This window comes from Prevotella sp. E13-27 (assembly GCF_023217965.1).
In the GTDB taxonomy this organism is placed as follows: domain Bacteria; phylum Bacteroidota; class Bacteroidia; order Bacteroidales; family Bacteroidaceae; genus Prevotella.
Window position 1 is genome coordinate 1 of the sequence record NZ_JALPSC010000002.1, and the last position, 20022, is coordinate 20022.

Here is a 20022-nt window from a genome sequence, read left to right on the forward strand (position 1 = left end):
CAGTTTATTTTGGAAGAAGGTGGATAAGGTTCTCCTTGTCCGCTGAAACGATATACAAAAAGAGACTTGGAGGAAGTCGTATCTATAAGTCCCTCTTTCGTCAGTTCGTCATATAGCAGAGACAGACATTTGGGTAGTTCTCTATCCTTCTCTTCGCTATTGCTTCCTTTAAGTTTTGAGTTAAGAACCGTGACATACCTTTTCTCCCTTAAGAATATGCTATCGTTACCATCAAAAGTTTGATCTTCGTGCCTGGTGTCTTGATGCTCTTCCACTATAATTGTCTGTTGCTCATCATCAGTGTATAATGACACAATCCAGTTCAGTAAATCCTTGTCTTCGTCACTGAGCAATCCATCGACCATATGATAGACGGATTTCATTTGATGAAGGGATAAGGTTATGAAGTCCAGAAAGTCTTGGCATTCCAATTCCACATAATCCCAATCTCCATTCTCCCATTTTTGCTCGATAGCAGCAGCGAATGATTTGCCTCCAGCATTTCCGAATCGCTGGCTTATCTCATTTTTGTGGCTCCTTAATGCAGACAGGAGGATTTTGTAAGTCTGAATTTTGCAGTTGTATGTAATGGATGAAAGGGATATTGATATGGTTCCTTCTTTCTCGGACTCTAACAAGAACTGCTTCCAAGGCTTTCTCTTACTATCAGTATAATGGGTATATGGTCTTGTCTCAGCAATTGTATCACAGTTGTATTGTTGCCTACCTATCCGATGTCTGCGTGCAAAGCTCTTTGTGTCGAATCCGCAAAGAAGTTTTATCCTTTCTACGGCGAACTGTTCTTCTTCCTCTTTCGGGATATTTCTGAAAAATGGTGCTAACCCAGTATCTGTCAGCCAGAGATTTTCCAACTGAATCTTTTTGCCACGTTTGATTATCCTAACGTCCTTTTCACTCTTGATTCCAAACAGTAGATAGCGCATCGTCCACAATATTCCCATTAGATCTTGGCAGTCTGTTTCTTTTAATGCTGCTATAAATGCAGTCTTGTCCTGGGCCTGAATAGAGTTTATGACACTTGTGTAAACATTTGATGGAAGTCTGTTGTAGTGGTCAATGATATTACGGGTGTCGGTATGTCCTAATGTGCATAAGAAGTCAAAGGCTTCATCGTGCGTCAAAAAAGATTCTGGCTCTTTGCCGTTGTCTCTCAGATATACATAGAGACTATAAATGTGTTTCTTAAGATTCGCATGAAGAACCTGAAAGAACGGAATGACCACTCCTTCACTGAAAGCAATGTATTCAAAGAGGCATGGCAGATAAGGAGCAAGAGCAGAAGGTTCATGCTCTTCTGACCAACACAAGAGTTTTCTGATTCTCCCAATCCCCAAGTCTACATTTGGAAGGATGGTCAGATGCTCTTGATCCGTTTTTATGTTGCCTGTTTCTGTTAACATAAAGCCATGCAGATGAAATCCAGATGCAAAGGTACTCTATTTTTATGAATTATAGCCCATTTCATTCAATAAAATGCAAAAAAGGCATCATTGAAGGGGTAACTTTATATAGTATGACGTTAGTAGACACATAAAACGCTCTTTTAGACTTCATAATTGTGGCAAAAGTAGAAATTTTCGTTAAATTATGGCGCATTAAAACTTAAACTAAGGGGAATTTGGGTAAAAATGTGTACCTTTGCACTAACTTGGGATAATATGCACTTATCGGAAGTATGAAACCAAGGCCATGTGTAACATCTAAACGCTATCAATATGGCACCAGAAGAAAAGGCAAGGCAGATAATAGACAAGAAACTTGAAGATGCTGGTTGGGTAATCCAGGATCGTCAGGAGTTCAACCCTATTGCGTCTCTTGGAGTCGCAGTCCGTGAATACCTCACAAGTGACAATGAAGAGGTTGATTATGCCCTTTTCATTGAAGGTACTCCTGTAGGTGTAATTGAAGCCAAGCCCGATGAAGAGGGCGTTCACCTTGTGACAGCAGCACATGAGCAGAATGAAGGATATGTAAGTTCTGGTTTGAAATGGGCCAATTATTCCAAGAAGGACATGCGCTTCATCTACGAGGCGACAGGTGTATTGACACACTTCACAGACTTGCTTGACCCGAAGCCCAGAGTGCGTAAGCTGTTCTCATTTCACAGGCCAGAGCAGTTACTGTATTGGATAAAAGATTATAAGTTCAATGGAAAGAAAACGCTGCGAGGTCGATTGCAAGAGTTCCCTGAACTGCCAGAAGAAGGATTCCGTGAATGTCAGATAAAGGCTATATTAAACCTTGAAAAGTCTTTCGGTAACAACAAACCACGTTCATTGGTTCAGATGGCAACTGGTGCAGGAAAAACCTATACCGCCATCACCAACACATATCGGCTGTTGAAGTTCGCAAAAGCCAAGCGAATACTATTTCTTGTTGACACGAAGAACCTTGGAATGCAAGCCGAAACGGAATACAAGAACTACCAGCCTTACGATAGCACAGAGAAACTGAATGCCCTATATAACATTCAGCGCATTCAGACATCGAACATTCCTCAAAGCACCCAAATCTGCATAAGTACGATTCAGCGTGTATATTCTATGCTGACAGGAAACCTATCTTCCATGCCAGATGACGTGGACGATGAACCAGGTACAACAACAGGAACAGAGCGAGAGGTGAAATACAATTCAGAATATCCACCAGAGTTCTTCGATTTTATCATTATAGACGAGTGCCACCGTTCCATTTACAACCAATGGAGGCAAGTGCTGGAGTATTTCGATGCTTTCCTTATTGGACTGACCGCTACTCCGAACCAACATACATACGCCTTCTTTGACGAGAATGTTGTAAGTGAATACACCCATGAGGAAGCTGTTTCAGATGGTGTGAACGTGGGCGCACTTGGTACTTTCAGCATAGAAACGGAAAAGACCAAACAGGGCGGCATCGTTGCAAAGATTAACCAGCAGATAGAGATTCGTGACAAACGGACAAGGAAACAGCGTTGGGAGTCAACAGATGAAGATATAGCTTACGATGGGAAAGACCTTGACAACTCCGTAGTCAATAAATCGCAAATCAGGGTAATCCTAAAGACTTTCAAGGATAACTGGAAGAAATGGGAATACTACAAGGACAGGAAGGAATTGCCAAAGACGCTCATATTTGCCAAGAACGACAGTCATGCAGACGATATTGTTGCTTTGGTGAAAGAGGTGTTCAATGAAGGTAACGACTTCTGCAAGAAGATAACTTTCAAGTCCGAAGAAAACGAAACCTCACTACTCTATGCTTTCCGCAATGAATTCTATCCTCGTGTGGCTGTAACAGTGAACAAGATAGCAACAGGTACTGATGTAAAAGCCATTGAGATACTTCTGTTTATGCGTGACATCCGCAGTGAGAACTACTATGAGCAGATGCTGGGAAGGGCAAGGAGGACAATGGACTTGGAAAGTCTGAAACAGGCTTCGCCGTCAGCAAGTACCCCCAAATTAGGGTATGTGATTGTAGATGCTGTGGGCGTAACCAAATCTGACAAATGTGCTGCCAAGAAGAAATGTGGTGGTGATGTGAAACCAACCGTCTCATTCAAGTCACTGCTTGATGCGGTGGTGACTGGAGACATATCGGAAGAAACCTTCAGCACCCTTGGTACACGACTTGAACATATTGACAGGGTACTTACCGACAAGGAGCGTGAGGAATTCAAGAAGGTATCTGGAGGAACGTCACTTCGACAGCTGTCTACTAATATTAAGAACGTACATGATGTTGATAGGATAGAAGATACGATAAAGACTGAACATCCCGAATATCCTACCCTTTCGCCCGTAGATAAGGAAGAAGTAAGAAAGGATGTTATCAAGAAACGTTGCCTTGAAGCAGCAAAACCCATCTATGAGCCGAAAGTCCGTGATTTCCTGATGAACGTCCGTAACTCTAACGACCAGACCATTGATCCAGCATTGGATCATCTGACATACGCAGGTTTTGAAACCGACGTGGCGGAGACCAAAGCTAAGGTTCGTGAGACCCTGAAAGAGTTTATTGAGACCAATAAAGACGAGATAACAGCTCTCAACATCATATATCATCAGGACTATCGAAACCGCCACATTACCGAAGCAATGATACATGAGCTTTACGACAAGATGCAACGTTACAACAATATGCTCAATGGTAGTTTGATATTCTCGGCATACTCAGATATGACCCGCAAGAAAACTGTTCTTAAGGAACTGGTTGACATCATTCAGATTATCAAGTATGAGTGGGGACAGATACCAGAGATATACCCCTTTGCAGATATGGTGAAAAAACGCTACAAGGAATGGATCTTCGAGCGTAATGCCAACAAGGGAGGTGTCCGTGGTGCAGGAACAGCCCCGTTTACAGAAGAACAGATGAAGTGGCTGGAAATGATACGCGACTATATTGCCATCAATGCCAGTTTCCACGTTGATGCTCTAAAGAGCGGTGAGTTTAACAAGCTCGGAGGAACGGCAAAATACTACAGCCTCTTTGGTAGTCAGTGGAAAGACATCATCATTGAGTTAAACCAGAAATTAGTAGCATAAGACCCAAATGGCAGATTCTACAATAAGCAACAAAGTATGGAATATCGCTGGCATTCTGTTTGATGGCGGCGTTTCAAATAGTGACTACTTGGAGCAGATAACCTATCTTCTTTTCCTCAAAATGGTTGACGAGGACATGAAGATGCCCGAAGAACTCCGGTGGAACAACTGGCGCAATCTGGAACTTCCTACCGATTGTGACTGGTCACTGCTCATGTCGAAGTCAGGCGAGGAACTGAAGGAACACTATGGAAAGATTCTCTCCCTTCTCTCTAAGAAAACAGGTATGATTGGCGAGATTTACCGTGGCGCACAGAATAAGATACAAACTCCAGAACATCTGCGTAAGGTTATCCAGATGATTGACGGCACACAATGGAACTCCCTGAGTGAAGACGTGAAAGGCGACATCTATGAAAGCCTGTTGGAACGTATTGCTCAGGACACTAAGTCTGGTGCAGGGCAGTATTTCACCCCTCGTGCCCTGATTAAGACCATTGTAAAATGCGTCAATCCCGAACTTGGAAAGGTCATCGTAGACCCATGCTGCGGTTCTGGAGGTTTCTTACTTGCTGCTAAAGATTTTTTGCAAGGAAAATACACAACGATGACAGGCAAGCAGACCGATGACTTGAAACTGCATACTTTTTATGGAACCGAGATTGTTCCTAACACCTATCGACTCTGTCTGATGAACTTGCTGTTGCATGGTATCGGTGAGTTTGGCGGTGTGCCTCCCATCAAGTGTGCAGATTCGCTTGCTTCTGCTCCTGGTGACAATGATCTTTGTGAATATGTGATGACCAATCCTCCTTTCGGAAAGAAGTCATCAACGACGATTGAGGTACAGGAAGAGGATAAGGAAACTGGTGAAATGGTCACAAAGCTCAAAAAAGCACAAGACAATTATGTAAGGGCAGACTTTATAGCTACCACGTCCAATAAACAATTGAACTTCTTACAACACATCAAATCGCTGCTGAAAGTTGGTGGAACAGCTGCCGTCGTGCTTCCTGATAACGTACTGTTTGAAGGTGGTGCAGGTGAAACTATCCGCAAGAACCTGTTAAAGACTTGCGACCTGCATACAATTCTCCGTCTGCCTACAGGATTGTTCTATGCCCAGGGTGTAAAGGCTAATGTGCTATTCTTTGAGAAGAAACCCACCTCAGAGAATGCCCAGACTAAAGAGGTCTGGATTTACGACTATCGTACCAATGTCAAGCATACGCTGAAACAAAATCCTTTGCGCGAGACTGACCTTCAGGATTTTGTGGATTGCTATCGTCCCGATGACCGTCACCATCGTCAGGAAACCTATCATGCAGAGAGCAATCCAGATGGTCGTTGGCGTAAGTTCACATACGACGAGGTGCTGGGACGTGACAAGACCAGTCTTGATATTACTTGGATAAAACAAGGTGAAGAGAGCGAAGATCTCTCGTTGCCAGAGCTTATCAGTATCATCAAAGAGAAAAGCAACAACATCACTGAGGCTGTTGCAGAACTGGAGAAACTTCTTGAAAATCTTGAAAGCTAATGGACACAAAGAAACTTCGCCAAAAGATACTCGACCTTGCCATTCGTGGTAAGTTGGTTCCACAAGACCCTAATGACGAGCCTGCATCTGTACTATTGGAACGAATCAAGGCAGAAAAAGAACGCTTAATCAAGGAAGGGAAGATTAAGCGTTCCAAGAAGTCTGCTTCCGATACGTCCCATTATGAGAACCTGCCTTTCGAGATTCCTGAAAGTTGGGTATGGACTACAATAGAAGAAGTCACTCCATCTTTGCAATACGGAACATCAGAGAAATCAAAGTCTTCTGGAGATATTGCTGTTCTAAGAATGGGCAATATTACAAGAAAAGGGACTATTGACTATTCTGATTTGGTTTACACTTCTAATAAGGCAGATATTGAAAAACTCCGATTAAAGGCAGGAGATATACTGTTTAATCGGACTAATAGTAGCGAATGGGTTGGAAAAACTGCGATCTATAGAGGCGAAGTACCATCTATTTATGCTGGTTACATTATTCGTATGACTCCTATTTTCTTGGATTGTGAATATGTGAATATGGTGATGAATAGTCAATATGAGAGGGACTGGTGCAACTTTGTTAAAACAGATGGAGTAAACCAGTCAAACATAAACTCTCAAAAACTTGGTCAGTTTTATATTCCCATTCCTCCCATTGAAGAACAAAAGCGTATCGTTGAAACCGGAAACTATTGGCTTCATTTAGTTGAAAGTATTGAATCCAACAAGAAGGATATTATCAATACCATTACAAAAGCCAAACAAGAAGTGTTGAGGATGGCTATTTGTGGAGAATTGGTATCACAAGATCCAACCGATGAACCAGCCATTGAGTTACTTAAACGTATCAACTCGAATATCGAAATTCCTTGTGATAACCCCCATTATCCCTTTGATATTCCTCAAAGTTGGTGCTGGATTAAGCTTGGAGCGCTTTGTTCTTTCCTGTCACGAGGTAAATCGCCCAAATATTCAGAAGAGCGGAAATATCCTGTTTTCGCTCAAAAGTGCAATTTGTATAATGGAGATATTTCCCTTGAACAGGCTCGCTTTTTGGATCCCAGCACATTATCAAAATGGGATGATATATATAAGTTGCGAGAAGGTGACGTGCTTATGAACTCAACAGGCACTGGAACTGTAGGCAGGACAAGAGTGTTTCACAGCGACTGTCTCGGAACATACCCTTTCGCCGTTCCTGATTCGCACGTGTCGGTTATAAGGACATTTGACAGCATAGAATCAAAATACATTCATGCTTATTTATCATCTAAAGGAACTCAGCGTTATCTTGAAGACAACTTGGCTGGGTCAACAAACCAAAAAGAACTATATATAGGTGTTTTGGATAATTTGTTAATTCCTCTCCCTCCCCAAAATGAACAAAAACGTATCGTAGAAGAAATTGATAGATATTTCAATACTCTTGATAAAATCAAAGAATCCCTAACAGCTTAGATGTTGTCGGGGACTCTTTGTTGATTTACCAATTTACAATTCGGTCTACTATCTTCTGTTGTTCACTTGCAGTTTTTCGAAGGTAGATTCTTGTGGTTTCAATACTTTCATGCCCCATGAGGTCAGCAAGGAGGGCAATATCATTGTAACGGTCAAGGAAGTTCTTAGCAAAACGGTGACGGAAGGAATGAGGATAGACTACTTTTTTGTCAAGTCCATATTTCTGAGCAAAATGTTTAAGTTGCTGTGATATTCCGCGAGTTGTTATCCGTTCTCCATATTTATTGAGGAACAGATAACCAGATTTGATGTTTCTACTCTCTATCCATGTTTTCGCTTCCACACAAAGAGACTTCGGGATATACAAACGACGCAACTTGCCACCTTTGCTATAGATGTCGAGATACCCCATTTCCACATGCTCTGCTTTTATCTGCAACAATTCGCTTACCCTTGCACCAGTCGCTGCCATAAACCATACCACGAAGTACCATTCAGTATGGCCATCCTCCTTCAGCTTCCTTTTCAGGAATTTGTAGTCAGCGTTGCTAATGACGTTCTCCAGAAAGTTCTTTTGCTGCACCTTGACAAACTTCACTTTCAATTTGTCTTGCTTGCAGAACTCCAGGAACTTGTTAATACCTTGCAGACGAAGATTGACAGTCTGCGGTTTGAAATGCTCTACCAAATAGCCTTTGTAGGCTAAGAGGTTTTTCTTGTTCACCTCTCCGTATGTGGAAAGGTAATAATTGACCGTCCAAACATAAGAATTGACGGTGTTCCTAGCCAAGTCCGACTTGCTAAGGAATGTTTTGAACTTTGTTACCATATCATCATTTATTTAAATGAGTACAGTAACAATATAATAATGTACGGCTAACCCCCATTATCAGAAGTTACCTAATGGGTGGGCTATGACATCAATGCAAAACATCTGTCAACTTCGAGACGGAGAGAAGCGAAATGACAATCCAAGGATTAACCTTGATGTTAAATACTTGCGTGGTAAAAGCGAAGGAGAAATGGTAACAAGCGGAAAATATGTACCATCTGGTTCAACCATGATTCTTGTCGATGGAGAGAACTCTGGTGAAATCTTCACATCTGTAATTGAAGGTTATCAAGGTAGTACATTCAAACTGCTTGATGTAAGTTCCGAAATGAATATGGGCTTTGTGTTACTTGTAATAAAAAGCCATCAACAGGAGTTCCGAGAAAACAAAGTTGGTTCTGCAATTCCACATCTTAACAAGAAATTGTTTAAGGAGATAGCTGTAATGATACCTCCCATTGAAGAACAGCAGAGGATTGTAGAATCTACTCAGCAATATCTAAATCTGTTGGAGTTCATATCAGACAAATTATAGCATTGCAGCAATATCATCCAAAGCTCTCAACGTCTTTTGCAAAGCATTGACAATTCTTGTTTGCTCATTATAAGGAGGAATCGGGATGAATAGTTTTGAGTATTCAGAAATCCAATATCGCTTATGAGTTTTCCCAACCAACCGAGTAATTGACATATAATATGCTAGAAACTTTATATTTATGCCCTTCCTTGGCCTCAATATTTTCATTGCCGAAGATTTGACTTTGAAAGGGAAATCGACGAACTTAGAATCGGTAGTGAAGTCATCGAATATGATTACAGGTAGATTGTTACAGATGCCGTGATTCTCATTAGTATAACCAATCACAAAAGATTTCCCTGCCGTTAATACGGGCGTGTCGTAATTATCAGAATAGTCTGTAGAATCAACTATGTAGGCTTGCGGTTGTTCGTAATCGACAACATCTTCCAATCTACACATTGACCAACCTCGTGGTAACTTCTGATAATGGGGGTTATCACAAGGAATCTGAATGTTGGGATTGATACGTTTCAATAAGTCTATGGCTGGTTCGTCTGAAGGATTCTGCTTAACCAGTTTCCCTTGAATTGCCATTCTTAATATGCTTTGTTTTGTATTGTCGATCAATTCTTCCAACTCACAAGCATTGCTGTCAATAGAATCAACATAGGTAAACCATTTTCTGACTTCCTTAACAATCCTTACTTGTTCATTTAATGGCGGGAGGGCAATACGCATATTCTGGGATTGTGTCAATGATATATTTACCTGACCAGCAGATCCCTTTGTCGAAATGGAATTGATTTCTGACATTTCAGATAGATAGTAAAAGAGATAATTAACCAAAATCTCTTTGTACATATATGGCCGAATCAACACAGCGGCTTGGTTGAAGTTGCTTTCTGGTAAATCAGATGGAATAATTGCAAGTTTACCAAGGGGAGGCCCAACAATATTCATAATCAAGTCACCTACCTCAGTCCTTGATCTTTGTAGTTTGCCATTATGCACCTCTGGCTTTATGTATTGTGGATGAAAGAAGAAGTCAATTTGTTGATTTCGCAGATTATACATCTTTATATATGGGATTCCTTTTTCTACAAAAGCATCCTTACTTGGAGTGCTACCAGAAGCAACATAAGCAAAATCATCAACTCTACACCAAGTCCAATTCTCTGGTATCTCAAATGGCCAGTTCTCATAATGGGACTTATCACTACCAGTTATAAGCTAATCAACCATCCCATCAGTCACCCTTTTCTCCGTTTAATCCAATTCTTCACCCTATTGTAGCCCTCTACTCCAAGAATTGTAAGGCCGCTATACTGACAAGTCTTAGCCAGGCCGAAGAGTATAGTCCATAACACTCCTTTTGCAGCGGCACTTATTGGTAGTAGCATTTGGGCAAAGGATAGAATATAGAAAGGGATGCAGCATAGTAAGACTATCACACCAGTGCGGAATGACAGCGACTGTAGCCATGTCTTGATATTATCCCAAGTATGGTGAAGAGCATCTTTTGGAGCATAGAGTATCATCCTAGGCCCGACCCAGCGCATGATTTCACGAATTTGTTCACGCTCTTTAGGGGCATAGCAATGGGTGGGACATTTCTTGCAAGCAGTCTTATTCTCCCCATACTTGCAATGATCTAGACGGCGACAAGCAAACTCTGCCAGATGTTGATATTCTTCTGGCATAGTGTCCTGGTTCAACCGATGACGGCAATAAAGCTCTATCATCTTTCGGACAGTCTGCTTCTCTCGTTCTATTCTGCTCATTGCTTGATGAAATGCGGATAATCTGGTTCTCCTAAAGATGGTTCATATTCAAAACCCTCATAGCTGAATGAAGATAGGTCATCGGGGGTAGTGATCCGATTTTCAATGATGAACCTCGTCATGGCTCCCCGGCATGTCTTAGCCCATACAGCCTGAATCTTCAACTCAGTCCCTTTTCTAACGTAAAACAAAGGCTGAACGATTCGGACTTCTTTACGGACACGCTGCCAGTCAAACAGGTGCTGGTATTCCTCTGTAGCAAGATGTACTAGAGTTCCACCATCTGCTTTCACAGCCTCAATCAATATGTCTGTCAGTCGGTTCTTCCAAAACCCAAAAAGATTCTGCCCCTCTCCGCTGGGTAACTCTACATTTCCTTCCATCCGATAAGGCAGAATACCATCAAGCGGACGAAGCAAGCCGTAGAGGAATGAGGTTATCCAGAGCTTCCCTTGTGAGTAAGTGAGGTCATCTACATTCAGCGTCTCAGCCTTCAGATGTTTGTATGCCTGACCGTGATAAGCGAGGATAGCTGGAAGTTTGGGCGCATCTTCAAAGAATCGCAAATACCGCATCCTGTTCTGAACGGCAATCTGCCTGCTACAGCCCAGCATTTCGGCAATCGTCTCTGTAGAATACTGAGCCATATCCTTTGCAAAAGCCTGAGCCTCATTCTTGAAACGAGGTAATGACAGACTAACGCCAGGAACAGACTTTAGCTTGTCATTCATTATCTTTGCGGAAGCGAGTATTATCTGCATATTTGAATCCTACCCATTTAATTGTTCTTCAAGAAACTCTGCTGCATCGGCTACACAGTCAGGACATTCACGCAACACCACCTTTGTTCCAATGCCTTTCAGTAACTTGCATTGGGTAGCTCCGTTTCTTTCCTGGAACTTGGTCATAATCTGCCGCATCTGTTTCATGGACTTCACCTTGTCCTTGTTGACCAATCCTAAGACAAGACCAGACCCAACGAGTGCGCCACAGGTTCCTTCCATGTTTCCCATACCACCACCAAAAGCTCCGGCAATGTTCATGGTATCATCTTCACTTATCCCTGCTACGTCCGCATAGGTATGAAGAATAGCCTGGGCGCAGTTGTGGCTATTGCACCTCTTTTTCTCTGCTGCTATGTGTTTTCTTGTTTCCATATTCTTCTATTCCATTCGTTGCCATTTCATTTCTTCACCTTGTTTGTCATACTGCTTACGCTTACCTGTTGGCGGTTCTGTCAAGGTTATCTTCACAACAGCCGTTCTCTCCAGACTGCGCTCTATCGCAGCAGCGAAAGCATCCATGTGTTGAGGGAGGAAACGCTGACAGATAATTCTTAGAGCTTCTATTTTCTCTGCTTTATCAGTAACAACCTCGGCGATACCTACAGCCATTGCTGATTTATACTGGAGGGTAAAGCTGCCATCTTTGGGACCAACAGTAGGAGTGCATCGGGTCACAGCTGATAATGCCACTTTGGGATTGTATGCTATACAGTCCATCTTATCACCCTCCAAAGCTCCATGAAAATAGAAGGTCTTTTCATCTTTACGTGCCAATGACAAAGGAACACCATAGGGGCTACCGTCTGACTTGGTGAAACTGACGGTGATATATGGAGCTTTGTCTAATACCTCCATTGCGAAGGCCGAATCCATTTCTCTGCTTGCTTTCCTCATATTAGTTTATTTTATCGGGTCTGAACAATACTTTCTACGGCCACATTCCTTGCAGAACTTGCCTATCCATACGTTGTCAAACTGCTCAATGGCTGCTTCAACCATTTCTGGGTCATCGGTCAAGATTCCTGCCTCGAAGTTCCTTTTTCGTGGTGATTTCATTCCCATCCCTGCGCCAGTCATGTTAGCGGAACCGACGTAGGTAATGGTAGAGTCAATGATAATGAGTTTAAAATGGACTCTCGGACATAGCACACGCTCCATACCATCATAAAGGATAGGATGCTTCTCGTGATCCTCTCTCCAAGCTGTTCCTGGTTCCTTTGCATGAATCAGTCTGACTTCCACACCTTTCTTCAAGAGGCCAGCAAGCAAAGCAAGGAATGGCTTATCATCAACATACAGGTCTTTGATGTCTGCCGTTCCGATCCACACCGTCCGTTTCGCTTTTCCAACGAGTGAGAGGACTTCCTTGTAGTGGTTCTCGTCTGCTATGTACTTGATGAAGCTCATTCTTCAACGTCACAATGTAAGAATCCCATTTCCTTTGCTTTCTCTTGGTTCATCAGGAAGTAAATAGCCTCGCCTTCGTTGCATAGTTCACCTTTAGAATTGGTTATCTCCGCACTGATATATACCAGATTCCGTACCTGTTTTGCTACTTTAGCCTTAATAGTCAACTCTGGTTCTGTTGTAGGGATGGCTTTCTTGAACTTCACATTAAGCTGTACGGTATAGCCACTGGTTTGTAATTTACGAGTGACTACCCATCCGCACACTTCATCGATCAGTGTACTCAGTATGCCGCCGTGCATTGTATTCACCCATCCTTGATAGTTCTTTTCGGGATGCCATTTGCTGACGATATAGTCACCATCCTCATAGAACTCCATGTGAAGCCCGATGGGATTCTCAGGGCAACATCCGAAACAGTTGTATTCAGGATGGTTTCGCCAAGGGTTTATTATCTTCTTCAACATTTTACTATTTCTGTTAGTTCGTCAATGTTATCAATGATATAGTTGGCTCCAGCATCTTCAAGTTCTCTTTTAGATCCGTTTCCATAGGTCACGCCACAAGTCTTAGCTCCAGCATTTAAGCCCATCAGAATATCTACATTCATATCACCTACAACGAGCGTCTGACTTGCATCGAAGCCTGTAGCGGTAAGTGTTTTCAGGACTGGCTCAGGATTGGGCTTCGCTTTCAGTACGTCATCAGCCCCAACGAGGTAAGAAATGTAGTCTGCAATCTCCAAGTCGTGTGTCAGTTCTGAAAGTGACTTGTGCCAGCGTGAAGATGCTATCGTGAGTGTATATCCCTGTTCCTTTAGTGCCGACAAGGTTTCAATCACTTTAGGAAAAACTTGGGGCTTCATCTTCAATAGGTTTTCTTGGAAGATTCTCCTATAAACATCGGTGCATTGCTGGATAGTCTCTTTGGCTTCATCTGGATATAATGCCTCAAAACAACCGTCAAGAGGTAATCCTATCTTGGAAGCACATTCATCATCAGTACGTCCAGGCAGCCCCAATTCAGCAATGGTCATCTGCATAGTCGTTACGATATTCCGTCGGGTGTCACCTAGTGTACCGTCAAAGTCGAATATTATCAGTTTTATCATATCTCTAATCTGTATAGGATATAGCCAATTAGTGCGAGCTGAACTATAATAATAGCAGGGACTCCATACTTGAACTTCTTATGCAAGGTCTTGTGATGCCAGACTTTCATTCCTAACCATGCTCCTATGCTACCGCCTAAAACAGCAAAACCTAACAATGCCGTCTCTCTTATGCGCCACTTGGACTTTTTCGCTTTCCACTTGTCGATACCGTACATGAAGAAAGTGACCACGTTGATGACAGCGAGGTAGATAAGAACTACATGTAGATGTTTCAGTGGTATCATCTGTTCGCTAAATTGGAATTCACAATTCTGATATACTTCAGATGTAGGTTGCCGTTTCTAAAGCAATATAAAGTTTGTTTAAACTATGGTTGGCATTGTTCAAGCCTTTGGCTTCATATCCATTTGTATCCAAAATGTCACCTGCTTCAAAAAAAGCATACAACTTCAAATTGTAGAAGTCGCACACAGATTGAACTCCAGCCAATTCCATTTCTACAGCGATGCACCCTTCTTCCATACGTTTGCGTACAAGTCCTTTTGTTTCTCTGATCATCGAATCTGTCGTCCATATTTTACCTGTAATATATGGTACAGATAATTTGTCGAAAATTATGGAAAGTTCCTTGCTTGCGGCTATATCAATATAGTCGGATGGTGCTGCAAAATAATATGAACACCCGTCCCCTCTGTAACTTTGTGTCGGTATGATAAATCTACCTTGTGTGGTTGTACGGTCAAGACTGCCACAGGAACCGAACATAATGAACTTTGATGCTCCAGTTAGCCAGCTTGCAAGATGACATTGAGAGGATGCTACTGCTGAACCTATTCCTGACAGGTAGAAAGTTATCGTAACTCCTTTATAAGTTGTTTTATAGATATGCGTGTCGCCATTGCAAGCCGACATAGTTGCAATAATTTCAGATTCGTAGGAATCAAGTAAATGCCGATGAATTTCCTTCGAGAATATTATCAGGCATATATCTGCAAAATCTCCACGTCTGCCGTAGAAATCAAACAGATTGATCATTGGTTCAGTTTCAATATCATAACTATCAGTAATCATAGCATATTGAATCAGATGTGAGTTTTATATTGCTCCGGTATCTCAAGATTGAAAGTTCTGCATAACAACAGAACATCGTGGACATCATTTTCATCGTATTCATATCCAAGATGGAACTGTACCTGTGCCTCCGGGTTTATGCAGAACACCTCAATATTCCCGATTTTTCCTTTACCTGAGAAAGTTTCGCTTGGGAAAGTGTATCCGTCATATAGAATTCCATCTTCGACATATTCGAAACAATGCAGATCGATTATTCTTCCGTTGTCATCTTTCCAGACAGTATGGCTGTCGGTCGTATAGTCCATTATAACTTCTCTGTATCCCTTCCCTGTAATCACGGATATGGTTATACAGTAGTCTTTCTTCTCTACGAACAGATCGATGTCGTTATGTATTCTTGTTTCTCTGCCTATAAGTGCATCGACACCCCAACCGCCGTCCAAAAATACCTTTACAGATGCTTCAGACAGCATTTCAAGAATCTCACATACATCAAAACAAGTTACCATAAAATTCGAATTTATAGGTTTCTGATCAATGATAAATCACCACTTGACAAAGCTTTGAAATTGCGCTCAATTTTCTCAATGTCCCAATCCCACCATTTCAGTTGCAGCAGAAAGGCGATGAATTCGTCATCAAAACGCATCCTGACCACTCGGCAGGGATTTCCCACGGCAACAGCGTATGGAGGAATGTCTGAGGCAACAACAGAGTTGGCTCCGATAATTGCACCGTCGCCTATATGAACGCCTGGCATGATGGTAACATGCTGGCCAATCCAAACATCATTGCCCACAACGGTATCACCCTTCAGAGGCAATTCATCTTTCACTGGAGCAATGGCACTTCCCCAGTCACCACCAATGACATAAAACGGATAGGTTGTCACACCGTCCATCCTATGATTGGCTCCATTCATGACAAACTCCACACCCTTGGCAATAGCGCAGAATTTGCCAATAATCAGCCGGTCACCTATGAAGTCGTAGAAATGAGTGACATGCTTCTCAAACTGGTCAGCACCATCCACATCATCGTAGTAGGTATAGTCGCCGATGATGATACGCGGGTTCTTCACCACGTTCTTGATGAAGCAGAGGCTTGGAATCTTCGGATTCGGAAAAGCCTCATTGGGGTTGGGTCTATTATTGATTTCCATAAATTCCGATTTATTTGTTATCACATTTTTTTCATATAATAGCCCATCCTGTTCAACTGCATAGCGGCTCCAAACAGGTAGAGTTGATGCAGACAGGAAACGTAGGCATTGAAAGCCTCCTTGGTTCCTGGCTCTATGTTTTGGTGACGAAGGGCATTGTAGACACGGGAGGCACATTCACCAACCAGTTTCTCCAACACAGTATAGTCGATGCCTCTCAGCAACAGCACATCTTCACGGATGTATTCGTCCATCGAGTCGTAGCCCCTCTTGTCTCTCATGTAAGCATAGAGGTCATCAATCTTAGAGTAGATTTCCCATTCAGCATCCCAAAACTTAGCGACGGCCATTCCAATATACATCATCCAACCGAGTGATGCGGAGGGGAAGTCGTTGAACTCCCTGATGCCGTCGGGAATGTAGGCTTTGGCTATCTGCTCCCACTTTTCTTCAACGTCGGGACACTCAGGCAGACGAGCATCAATTTCCTTCATTGACTGAAGGAACTGGTGTAAGTCCTTGTGTAGTTGCTCTTCAAATTTATCTATCATCGTTATAGCATATTTTCCAGTATCTCAACAGCCTTGGTGATGTCCTCTTTAAACCGTTTGTGGTCTCTCAGGAAGTCAGCCCTGCCACCAGAAATAAAATCAAGTAGTTCCTGGCTCATTTCATCTGCATACGAGGCAATAGCAATCTCAATGTCATCTTTCTGCCAGTCGAGCGTCGAATAAACATAGATTCTCTGCTTCTGATGCAAGAAACTATAGGCTGTCTCTATACTGTCTTTCGTTATCATTCTTTCTTGTCATATCCAATCGGACGGAACTGTTTTTGCTTGTCGTTGTAAACGAATCCATGTCCGTATAGGTAATTCTTTATATCCTTTGGCTCTGTCCCGAAGTTGTAGCACAATGATTCCAGCGTGTCAAACTCTTCGTCCCTCAGAAGCATGTTGACGCTTGAAACCAGTATTGCAGGGTCTTTCGGAAGATAGTCCATCAGTCTTTATTAGAATCTTTTCGGCTACAAAATTACTCAATTTTCACTAGAAAATTGCCAAAATAACACATCTTCACTACGGAATTGGGTGTTTTTCCCTATTTTTGTGTAATTTTGTCACCAAAATCGAGATAGAAAGATGAAAGTAAAGATTCAAACAATGCTTGGCGACATTGTAGTTCGCCTGTATGACGAGACACCCATCCACCGTGACAATTTCGTGAAGCTGGTGAAGGATGGCTATTATGATGGTACGCTGTTCCATCGGGTGATAAAGGACTTCATGATTCAGGGCGGCGACCCTGACTCCAAGGGCGCACCGACAGGCAAGATGCTTGGCGTGGGCGGCCCTGACTACACGCTGGAGGCCGAGATAAAGGACGGCCTGTTTCATAAACGAGGAGCCTTGGCGGCTGCCCGTCAGGGCGACGAGGTGAATCCAGAACGTCGCAGTAGCGGTTCTCAGTTCTATATCGTCTGGGGACAGGTGTATAATGAGGGACAGCTTAAACAGTTCTCCAAACAGTTGAGGATGCAGAAAGTTCAGAATGCTTTCAATGAGCTTGCAGCAGAACATCGTGCGGAAATCATGCAGATGCGCCGTGACAGGAATCGTGCCGGGTTACAGGAATTGCAGGACAAACTGGCTGCGGAAGCTGAGAGTAAGGTTGGAAAGACTGGTTTGACCGATGACCAGATGAAGCTCTATTCTACTGTTGGTGGCACTCCCCATCTTGACGGCCAATATACAGTTTTTGGTGAAGTTGAAGATGGTCTTGATGTGGTTGAAATGATACAAGGCACTGCTACAGGACGCGCTGACAGACCTGTTGATGACATTGAAATGAGAATGACTGTTATTGAGTGATATGTTGGAAACAGGACTGAAACATACAAGCGAACTGACAGTAAGTGAAGGCTTGACCGCTATTCAGATGGAATCTGGAGATATGCCTGTCCTTGCTACCCCTGCTATGATGGCATTGATGGAGAACGCTGCCATGCTTGCCGTTGCTGATGAACTTCCAGAAGGTTGCACAACTGTTGGTGGTCATATTGAATCCTCACACCTCAGACCTTCGAAGATTGGGGATAAAGTGTTTGCTACAGCCGAAGTGACCAAGGTTGACGGCAAAAAGATTGAGTTTAAGGTGTCTGCTTATTCTGGTGAAAGGCTACGGGTAGGCGACGGTACGTCGGGAATGACGCTGCTTGGTGAAGGTACACACCTTAGATTCATTGTTGACAGGGAGCGGTTCATGTCAAAACTTGGATAGCGTATGGAGTACAAAACTTTGAACAATGGGCTGAAAATGCCGAAGGTTGGTCTGGGTGTCTATAACATTTCTGAGAGAGACACACAAAGGGTCGTTGAAGATGCAGTCAGTGTAGGTTACAGAAGCATTGATACAGCAGCTATGTACCACAATGAAAGCGCAGTAGGCAATGCCGTCAGGGCTTGTGGTGTTCCCCGTGAAGAACTGTTCATCACAACAAAGATCTGCGATTCATGCTATACGAGGGAAGAGACGTTGCGCACGGTTGACCACTCCCTGAAGCAACTTGGACTGGAATATGTAGACTTGATGCTGATTCACTGGCCTGTTGGGAATCCAACGGTTATATGGCATACGCTTGAAGAACTTTATGAGCAAGGGGTGTTCAAGGCTATTGGGGTGTCAAACTTCTACCCCAACACTTTCCCCAAGATTGTGAAGGGTGCCAAAATCATGCCCGTTGTGAACCAGTGCGAGACCCATGTGCTCTATCAGCAGCGTAAGATGATGGAATACCTGAAGCCATACGGTACAGTTCTCGAAGCATGGAGTCCGTTGGCAGAAGGTAGGAGCAGCATCTTCAAGAACAAGTCTTTGCTGGGTATTGGCGAGAAATATGGAAAGACCTCTGCCCAGATTGCCTTGAAGTTCCTGATTCAGAATGATGTTATCATTATTCCCAAAACGACTCACAAGGAAAGGATGGTAGAGAACATTAACCTCTTTGACTTCACTTTGACTGATGATGACATCCGTGAGATTCGCTTACTTGACACAGGCAGGAATGTAACTGGTTGGCCGTCTGATGCGCTCAAATATAATCCTGAAAGCATATGATACAGAACTACAAGGTTATCACTCTATGCGGAAGCACTCGTTTCAAGGAGCAGTTCATCGAGACCCAGAAACGATTGACGCTTGAAGGCTGCATTGTCATTAGCGTTGGTATGTTCGGCCATTCTGGTGATGAAGAAGTCTGGAAGCCTGGAATAAAGGAAATGCTTGACGATATGCACAAACGGAAGATCGACATGGCAGATGAAATCTTTGTCATTAACGTAGGTGGATATATCGGCGAAAGTACCAAAAGTGAAATTGCCTACGCAGAGAAAACAGGAAAGAAAGTAAACTATCTGGAGCCATTAGTATGAAGAAACTGTTATTATCCATCGTTTTACTGTTATCTGTAGCCAACCTCCAGGCACAGAGTATCAGCCATATCGAGACAACGAAGAACTGGTACTATATCTATGACCAGGATGGAAAGAAAATAAAGACCCTCAGTAGCACTATCGGAGAGTTACAAGGGTTCAGCGCATCGTTCTTTGTAGTGAAAAGCAGCTCATGGTACTATATCTATGATGCCAATGGGAAAAAGACAAAGACCCTGAGTGAATCAACTGTTGGGAAGGTGCTGTCTGTTAGTGGCGAGACATTCACCAGTCAAGTTGGCTCCTGGATATATACTTGGAGCAAGGAAGGTAAGAAAATAAGCACAAGGTCAGCACACCAATGACA

26 protein-coding genes are annotated in these 20022 nt (G+C 42.8%); 9 read left to right on the top strand and 17 right to left on the bottom strand.

The window, feature by feature from the left end; translation table 11 throughout:
- A partial coding sequence (locus M1L52_RS08750) for a hypothetical protein (protein WP_248614603.1) occupies positions 1–1421 on the bottom strand: 1421 nt, incomplete at its 3' end.
- A gap of 315 nt (positions 1422–1736) precedes the next feature.
- On the opposite strand from M1L52_RS08750, the gene M1L52_RS08755 reads away from it, so the two are divergent.
- Genes M1L52_RS08755 through M1L52_RS08765 form a run of 3 tightly spaced genes read left to right on the top strand, consistent with a single transcriptional unit; the run spans position 1737 to position 7550 of the window.
- Entirely contained in the window at positions 1737–4550 is a 2814-nt protein-coding gene (locus tag M1L52_RS08755) for a DEAD/DEAH box helicase family protein (protein WP_248612793.1), read from the top strand.
- Positions 4551–4557: 7 nt separating this feature from the next.
- On the top strand, positions 4558–6090 hold the full coding sequence (locus tag M1L52_RS08760) for a class I SAM-dependent DNA methyltransferase (RefSeq protein WP_248612792.1): 1533 nt from the start codon (positions 4558–4560) through the stop codon (positions 6088–6090).
- Complete coding sequence (locus M1L52_RS08765; protein ID WP_248612791.1) at positions 6090–7550, top strand: restriction endonuclease subunit S; 1461 nt, start codon at positions 6090–6092, stop codon at positions 7548–7550. The genes M1L52_RS08760 and M1L52_RS08765 overlap by 1 nt, the downstream gene beginning before the upstream one ends.
- A 25-nt stretch (positions 7551–7575) precedes the next feature.
- Here the strand turns inward: M1L52_RS08765 and M1L52_RS08770 are convergent, their stop codons facing one another.
- Positions 7576–8379 (bottom strand): tyrosine-type recombinase/integrase, encoded by an 804-nt coding sequence (locus M1L52_RS08770; RefSeq protein ID WP_248612790.1) that lies wholly within the window; start codon positions 8377–8379, stop codon positions 7576–7578.
- An 85-nt stretch (positions 8380–8464) separates the two neighbouring features.
- On the opposite strand from M1L52_RS08770, the gene M1L52_RS08775 reads away from it, so the two are divergent.
- Positions 8465–8917 (top strand): restriction endonuclease subunit S, encoded by a 453-nt coding sequence (locus tag M1L52_RS08775; RefSeq protein ID WP_248614604.1) that lies wholly within the window; start codon positions 8465–8467, stop codon positions 8915–8917.
- Here the strand turns inward: M1L52_RS08775 and M1L52_RS16485 are convergent.
- Genes M1L52_RS16485 through M1L52_RS08850 form a run of 15 tightly spaced genes read right to left on the bottom strand, consistent with a single transcriptional unit; the run spans position 8912 to position 17227 of the window.
- Positions 8912–10129, bottom strand: coding sequence for a restriction endonuclease subunit S (locus tag M1L52_RS16485; RefSeq protein WP_248616067.1), 1218 nt, complete (start codon positions 10127–10129; stop codon positions 8912–8914). The genes M1L52_RS08775 and M1L52_RS16485 overlap by 6 nt on opposite strands.
- A gap of 23 nt (positions 10130–10152) precedes the next feature.
- Positions 10153–10683, bottom strand: coding sequence for a nitrous oxide-stimulated promoter family protein (locus M1L52_RS08785; RefSeq protein ID WP_248614605.1), 531 nt, complete (start codon positions 10681–10683; stop codon positions 10153–10155).
- The gene (locus tag M1L52_RS08790; RefSeq protein WP_248614606.1) at positions 10680–11444 is read right to left on the bottom strand and encodes a YaaA family protein; all 765 of its coding nucleotides are present in this window, start codon (positions 11442–11444) and stop codon (positions 10680–10682) included. The genes M1L52_RS08785 and M1L52_RS08790 overlap by 4 nt, the downstream gene beginning before the upstream one ends.
- 9 nt (positions 11445–11453) lie before the next feature.
- Positions 11454–11840 (bottom strand): C-GCAxxG-C-C family protein, encoded by a 387-nt coding sequence (locus M1L52_RS08795; RefSeq protein WP_248614607.1) that lies wholly within the window; start codon positions 11838–11840, stop codon positions 11454–11456.
- Positions 11841–11846: 6 nt separating this feature from the next.
- Positions 11847–12362, bottom strand: a complete 516-nt coding sequence (locus M1L52_RS08800; RefSeq protein WP_248614608.1) for a pyridoxamine 5'-phosphate oxidase family protein — start codon at positions 12360–12362, stop codon at positions 11847–11849.
- A gap of 6 nt (positions 12363–12368) precedes the next feature.
- Positions 12369–12875 carry a phospholipase D-like domain-containing protein gene (locus M1L52_RS08805; RefSeq protein WP_248614609.1) on the bottom strand — a complete coding sequence of 169 codons (507 nt, stop codon included), beginning with the start codon at positions 12873–12875 and terminating at the stop codon, positions 12369–12371.
- On the bottom strand, positions 12872–13339 hold the full coding sequence (locus M1L52_RS08810) for a PaaI family thioesterase (RefSeq protein ID WP_248616068.1): 468 nt from the start codon (positions 13337–13339) through the stop codon (positions 12872–12874). The genes M1L52_RS08805 and M1L52_RS08810 overlap by 4 nt, the downstream gene beginning before the upstream one ends.
- The gene (locus tag M1L52_RS08815; protein ID WP_248614610.1) at positions 13336–13986 is read right to left on the bottom strand and encodes an HAD family hydrolase; all 651 of its coding nucleotides are present in this window, start codon (positions 13984–13986) and stop codon (positions 13336–13338) included. The genes M1L52_RS08810 and M1L52_RS08815 overlap by 4 nt, the downstream gene beginning before the upstream one ends.
- A complete protein-coding gene (locus M1L52_RS08820; protein WP_248614611.1) occupies positions 13983–14273 on the bottom strand; it encodes a DUF1294 domain-containing protein in 291 nt (96 codons plus the stop codon). The genes M1L52_RS08815 and M1L52_RS08820 overlap by 4 nt, the downstream gene beginning before the upstream one ends.
- 37 nt (positions 14274–14310) lie before the next feature.
- Positions 14311–15060 (bottom strand): nucleoside phosphorylase, encoded by a 750-nt coding sequence (locus M1L52_RS08825; protein WP_028912860.1) that lies wholly within the window; start codon positions 15058–15060, stop codon positions 14311–14313.
- Positions 15061–15071: 11 nt separating this feature from the next.
- On the bottom strand, positions 15072–15572 hold the full coding sequence (locus M1L52_RS08830; RefSeq protein WP_028912861.1) for a nucleotidyltransferase domain-containing protein: 501 nt from the start codon (positions 15570–15572) through the stop codon (positions 15072–15074).
- 11 nt (positions 15573–15583) lie between these two features.
- Positions 15584–16225, bottom strand: coding sequence for a Vat family streptogramin A O-acetyltransferase (locus M1L52_RS08835; protein WP_193215894.1), 642 nt, complete (start codon positions 16223–16225; stop codon positions 15584–15586).
- 20 nt (positions 16226–16245) lie between these two features.
- Positions 16246–16776 (bottom strand): hypothetical protein, encoded by a 531-nt coding sequence (locus tag M1L52_RS08840; protein WP_248614612.1) that lies wholly within the window; start codon positions 16774–16776, stop codon positions 16246–16248.
- A 2-nt stretch (positions 16777–16778) separates the two neighbouring features.
- The gene (locus M1L52_RS08845; protein ID WP_248614613.1) at positions 16779–17024 is read right to left on the bottom strand and encodes a hypothetical protein; all 246 of its coding nucleotides are present in this window, start codon (positions 17022–17024) and stop codon (positions 16779–16781) included.
- Positions 17021–17227, bottom strand: a complete 207-nt coding sequence (locus tag M1L52_RS08850; RefSeq protein WP_248614614.1) for a DUF4250 domain-containing protein — start codon at positions 17225–17227, stop codon at positions 17021–17023. Before M1L52_RS08850 ends, M1L52_RS08845 begins: the two co-directional genes overlap by 4 nt.
- Positions 17228–17366: 139 nt before the next feature.
- Between M1L52_RS08850 and M1L52_RS08855 the strand changes: the two genes are divergently transcribed.
- From M1L52_RS08855 to M1L52_RS08875, 5 genes are read left to right on the top strand one after another with little or no spacing between them, the layout of a single operon-like run.
- Positions 17367–18095, top strand: coding sequence for a peptidylprolyl isomerase (locus M1L52_RS08855; RefSeq protein WP_248614615.1), 729 nt, complete (start codon positions 17367–17369; stop codon positions 18093–18095).
- 1 nt (position 18096) lies between these two features.
- Positions 18097–18504 carry a thioesterase family protein gene (locus M1L52_RS08860; protein WP_248614616.1) on the top strand — a complete coding sequence of 136 codons (408 nt, stop codon included), beginning with the start codon at positions 18097–18099 and terminating at the stop codon, positions 18502–18504.
- A 3-nt stretch (positions 18505–18507) separates the two neighbouring features.
- Entirely contained in the window at positions 18508–19341 is an 834-nt protein-coding gene (locus tag M1L52_RS08865; protein ID WP_248614617.1) for an aldo/keto reductase, read from the top strand.
- Positions 19338–19655, top strand: a complete 318-nt coding sequence (locus tag M1L52_RS08870) for a hypothetical protein (RefSeq protein ID WP_248614618.1) — start codon at positions 19338–19340, stop codon at positions 19653–19655. The genes M1L52_RS08865 and M1L52_RS08870 overlap by 4 nt, the downstream gene beginning before the upstream one ends.
- Entirely contained in the window at positions 19652–20020 is a 369-nt protein-coding gene (locus M1L52_RS08875) for a hypothetical protein (protein WP_248614619.1), read from the top strand. The genes M1L52_RS08870 and M1L52_RS08875 overlap by 4 nt, the downstream gene beginning before the upstream one ends.
- Positions 20021–20022 lie beyond the last annotated feature (2 nt).